This is a genomic window from Streptomyces sp. MB09-02B, from assembly GCF_033794485.1.
GTDB lineage: Bacteria > Actinomycetota > Actinomycetes > Streptomycetales > Streptomycetaceae > Streptomyces.
Genome location: NZ_JARGEE010000600.1, coordinates 1 through 4,272 on the forward strand (window position 1 = coordinate 1; position 4,272 = coordinate 4,272).

The 4,272-nt window shown below is 71.9% G+C and carries 5 protein-coding genes; 4 read left to right on the top strand and 1 reads right to left on the bottom strand.

The features are described from left to right. The 3 genes from P1P70_RS41445 to P1P70_RS41455 form a co-directional block, all read left to right on the top strand. Positions 1-1,017, top strand: a 1,017-nt coding sequence (locus P1P70_RS41445; RefSeq protein ID WP_319247185.1) for a sugar ABC transporter substrate-binding protein, incomplete at its 5' end; no start/stop codon positions are given. A 76-nt stretch (positions 1,018-1,093) separates the two neighbouring features. After that, complete coding sequence (locus P1P70_RS41450) at positions 1,094-1,870, top strand: ATP-binding cassette domain-containing protein (protein ID WP_319247187.1); 777 nt, start codon at positions 1,094-1,096, stop codon at positions 1,868-1,870. Continuing rightward, positions 1,861-3,192, top strand: coding sequence for a sugar ABC transporter permease (locus P1P70_RS41455; RefSeq protein WP_413471662.1), 1,332 nt, complete (start codon positions 1,861-1,863; stop codon positions 3,190-3,192). Before P1P70_RS41450 ends, P1P70_RS41455 begins: the two co-directional genes overlap by 10 nt. Before the next feature lie 73 nt (positions 3,193-3,265). On the opposite strand, the gene P1P70_RS41460 is transcribed toward P1P70_RS41455, so the two are convergent. Beyond that, the gene (locus tag P1P70_RS41460; protein ID WP_319247188.1) at positions 3,266-3,871 is read right to left on the bottom strand and encodes a TetR/AcrR family transcriptional regulator; all 606 of its coding nucleotides are present in this window, start codon (positions 3,869-3,871) and stop codon (positions 3,266-3,268) included. A gap of 134 nt (positions 3,872-4,005) precedes the next feature. Here P1P70_RS41460 and P1P70_RS41465 point away from each other — a divergent pair. Continuing rightward, the coding region (locus P1P70_RS41465; protein ID WP_319247190.1) for a patatin-like phospholipase family protein at positions 4,006-4,272 on the top strand (267 nt) is incomplete at its 3' end.

Sequence of the window (4,272 nt, forward strand, 5' to 3'; positions counted from 1 at the left end):
GACAGCGGGAGCGGGGGTGGCGGCGGAGGGGACGACCTCAGCGTCGGCGTGCTGCTCCCGGGCGGCGGAGCCTCCCGCTTCGGGCAGTTCGACAGACCCCTGATCGAGAAGCGGCTCAAGGAGCTGTGCCCGGGCTGTCCGGCGGCCACCGTCGCCTCCCCGGCCGAACCGACGGTCCAGCGCCAGCAGCTCGACGCCATGATCACCCGCGGCGTGGACGTGCTCATCGTCGCCGCAGTCGACCCCAAGGCCCTGCGCTCCTCCGTCGAGGCCGCCGACCGGGCCGGCATCCCGGTCGTCGCCTACGACCGGCTCGCCCAGGGGCCCGTCTCCGGTTACGTCACCTTCGACGGCGAGATCGTCGGCAGACTCCAGGCCGAGGAGCTCCTGAAGGCCATGGGCGACAAGGCGGACGGTGGCCAGATCGTCATGATGAACGGCGCCACGACCGACCCCAACGCCGACTGGTTCAAACGCGGCGCGCTCTCCGTCCTGGAGGGCAAGGTGAAGATCGGGAAGTCGTACGACACCGTCGGCTGGCGGCCGGAGAACGGCTACGCCAACATGAGCGGCGCCATCTCCGCCCTCGGCGCGAACAACATCGACGGCGTCCTCGCCGCCAACGACAGCCTCGCCGGCTCCGTGATCTCCGCCCTCAACGCCAGCGCCGTACGGCCGCTGCCGCCGGTCACCGGACAGGACGCCGACCTCGCGGCCGTGCAGCGCATCGTGCAGGGCAGCCAGCGCATGACCGTCTACAAGCCGTTCGAGCCCGCGGCCGACGCCGCCGCCGAGATGGCCATAGCCCTGGGTCGCGGGGAATCGGTCGACTCCATCGCCACAGGCACCGTCGACAGCCCCACGGACGAGGACATCCCGGCCGTCCTCCTCCCCTCGGTCGCGGTGACGATCGACAACATCGAGGAGACTCTGGTCAAGGACGGTATGTACACCATCGATCAGATATGCACCCCGAAGCTCCGGCCCGCGTGCGACAAGGCCGGACTCACCCCGTGAGCCCCAGCGGCCCTGTAAGTCGCATGAGCCCCTGCGGCCCCGTCAGCCCTGTCCGTCCCGTCCAGGAGGTGACCCGGTGGTCCAGCCCCTGCTGGCGTTGCGCGGCGTCTCCAAGCGTTTCGCCGCCGTCCACGCGCTGGTGGACGTCGAACTGGAGATCAGGGCCGGTGAGGTGGTCGCCCTGGTCGGCGACAACGCCGCCGGGAAATCCACGCTGGTCAAGGTGATCTCGGGCGTCGGGCCCCCCGACAAGGGCGTCATCGAGTGGGAGGGCGAACCCGTCCAGATCAGACGCCCCCAGGACGCCCAGCTCCTCGGGATCGCGGCCGTCTACCAGGACCTCGCGATGTGCGGCCACCTCGACGTCGTCGGCAACCTCTTCCTCGGCCGGGAGATCCACCGCTTCGGCGTCCTCGACGAGGTGGAGATGGAGCGCCGGACCCGCGAACTGCTGCGCACCCTCTCCATCCGCATCCCCGACGTGCGCGTCCCGCTCGCCACGCTGTCCGGCGGACAGCGGCAGGTCGTCGCGATCACACGCTCCTTCGTCACCGCGCCTCGGCTGCTCCTGCTCGACGAGCCCACCGCCTCCCTGGGCCTCGAACAGACCAACCAGCTCCTCGACCTCATCGAGGAACTGCGCGACCGGGGCACCGGAGTGCTCCTCATCAGCCACAACATGGGGGACATCAAAGCCGTCGCCGACCGGATCGCCGTCCTGCGCCTCGGCCGCAACAACGGCCTCTTCGACGTCAGCACGACCTCCCAGGAACAGATCATCTCCTCCATCACCGGCGCGGTGGACAACACCGCGGGCCACCCCCCGACCGACCCGGAGGAGACATGGCCGTGAGGGGGCCCGGAGAGGGAAACCCCCGGGAAGAGGGCCCGCAGGACGACGCGCACCCGTCGCACGCCGGGCGCCGGTCGCGCGCCGCGCACCGGTCCCACTCCGGCCGCCGGTCGCACTCCGGCCGCCGGTGGGTCGGCGAGCGCCCCCGCGCGTACGCCCACGCCGTGCGCCGTCGGGTGCACGAGGGCGAGCTCGGCCCGGTGCCCGCGCTCCTCGCACTCGCCGTGACCTGGATCGTCTTCCAGAGCCTCAACGAGAACTTCCTCTCCCCGCGCAACCTCTCCGTTCTCAGCGTCGAGATCGTCGGCACCGGCATGGTCGCCGTCGGCGTCGTCTTCGTACTGCTGATCGGCGAGATCGACCTGTCGGTGGGCTCGCTGGCCGCCCTCTCCGGCGCCTTGTTCGCGGCGCTGAACGTGAACCACGGCATGCCGGAGGGGTTCGCCGTGCTCGTCGCGGTGGCCTGCGGCGCGGCGGCCGGGGCGGTCCACGGGGTCGTGTTCACCAAGATCGGCGTGCCCGCGTTCGTCGTCACCCTCGCGGGCCTGCTGGCCTGGAACGGCCTGATGCTCTACCTCCTCGGCCCGGAGAGCTCCATCAGCTTCAGCGACGACGGCCTGGTCGCCGAGCTGACCAGCCGCTCCTTCAACTCCCCCGCCGTCACCTACGGCCTGGCCGCGCTCGGCCCGGTCGTCTACGTCCTCCTCTGCCTCCGCGACCGCGCCCGCCGCGCCGCCGCCGGGATGCCGCGCCGGGCGAAGGGCGAGATCTGGGTACGCACGGCTCTCCTGGCAGCGGTCTCCTGCACCACGGTCGCCGTCCTGAACCGCTTCGAGGGCCTACCCCTCGCCCTGCTGATCTTCCTCGTGGTCATCGTCGCCTCGGACGTCTTCCTCCGCCGCACGGTCTACGGCCGTCAGGTCCTCGCGCTGGGCAGCGGCGTGGAGGCGGCCCGGCGGTCCGGCGTCGACGTGCCGCGCGTACGGATCGCGGTGTTCGTGGTGTCGGGGACCCTGGCGGCGGTGGGCGGTCTGTTCGTCGCGTCCCGGCTCACCTCGGCGACGCAGGTCCCGGGCTCCGGGATGCTGTTGATCAACGCCATCGCCGCCGCCGTCATCGGCGGCACCAGCCTCTTCGGCGGCCGGGGCTCGACCTGGTCCGCGCTGCTGGGCGTCCTCATCATCCAGTCGATCGCCTCGGGCATGGCCCTGCTGGGCGTCCAGCCCGCCGTCCAGTTCATGATCACCGGTGGCGTCCTGCTCGTCGCCGTCATCTTCGACTCCCTCGCCCGCCGCGCGGCGGAGACCCGGGGACGGGTCTGACCCGCCGGCCCCAGGCGGACCGGCCGACCCGCCCGGCCCGACTCACTCCTCCCCCCGTCACCCCTCCGCCCGTTCACCCCTCCGCCCGGTCCTCCATCCGCAGCACCAGCCGCAGCGTCTCCGTCAGGACGGCCGTGGGGACGGTCGGGTCGGCGACGCGCTGGACGCCGAGGCCTATGCCCAGGCTGAGCAGGGTCATCGCGGCCCGGTCGGCGGGCATCGCCGGGGCGACGCCCAGCTCCAGGGCGAGCGCGTCGAGCAGGTGGGCGAGGGCCTCGCGGATCACCGCGACCCGTACGGCGATCTCGCCCCGCAGCTCGGCGTCGTGCCGCGCGCTGGTGAGGAACTCGACCTCCAGCGTGGTCCACGCCTCGTCGCCGATGTGCGCCTCGGCCCACGCGGCGAAGGCCGACAACCGGTCCTCGATCCCGGCCTCGCCCATGACGGCGTCCGTGAGCAGCGCCAGCTGTTCGGCCCGGATGTCGTCGAGGGCGGCGAGGCACAGATGGTCCTTGCTGCGGAAGTTGGAGTAGACGGCGCCCTTGGAGTAGCCGGCCGTCTCGGCGACGTCGCTGAGCGAGGTGGCGGCGTAGCCGTGGGAGAGGAACAGCTGCCGCGCGGTGGCGACCAGCCGCTCACGCGTCCGTTCCTGACTCTCGACGCGGCTGAGGCGGGCCATGTCTCGCTTCCTCCCAGGTGGTTCACGGGTTCCCGGATCCTATCTCCGGCAAGGGCTGTCCAAGCATTTCGGATACCACTAGTATCCGGATCTCATCGGTATCTGGATCTCCTGAGTATCGGGATGTGAACGCGGTGACCGCTCCGAGTACGCGCACGACCCCCACCCGAGGACTCGTACTGGGCTGCGGCGGCACGCTCGGCGCGGCCTGGACGATCGCCGCCCTGCACGCGCTGCGGCGAGCCCTCGACTGGGATCCGCGCGAGGCCGACGTCCTGGTCGGCACCTCCGCCGGGGCCGAGGTGGCGGCCCTGCTCGGCGCGGGCGTGGGCGTGGAGGAGCTGCTGGCCGCGCAACTGGGCCGCCCGGACGCCCGCCCCGAACTCCTCCGCCACTTCGCC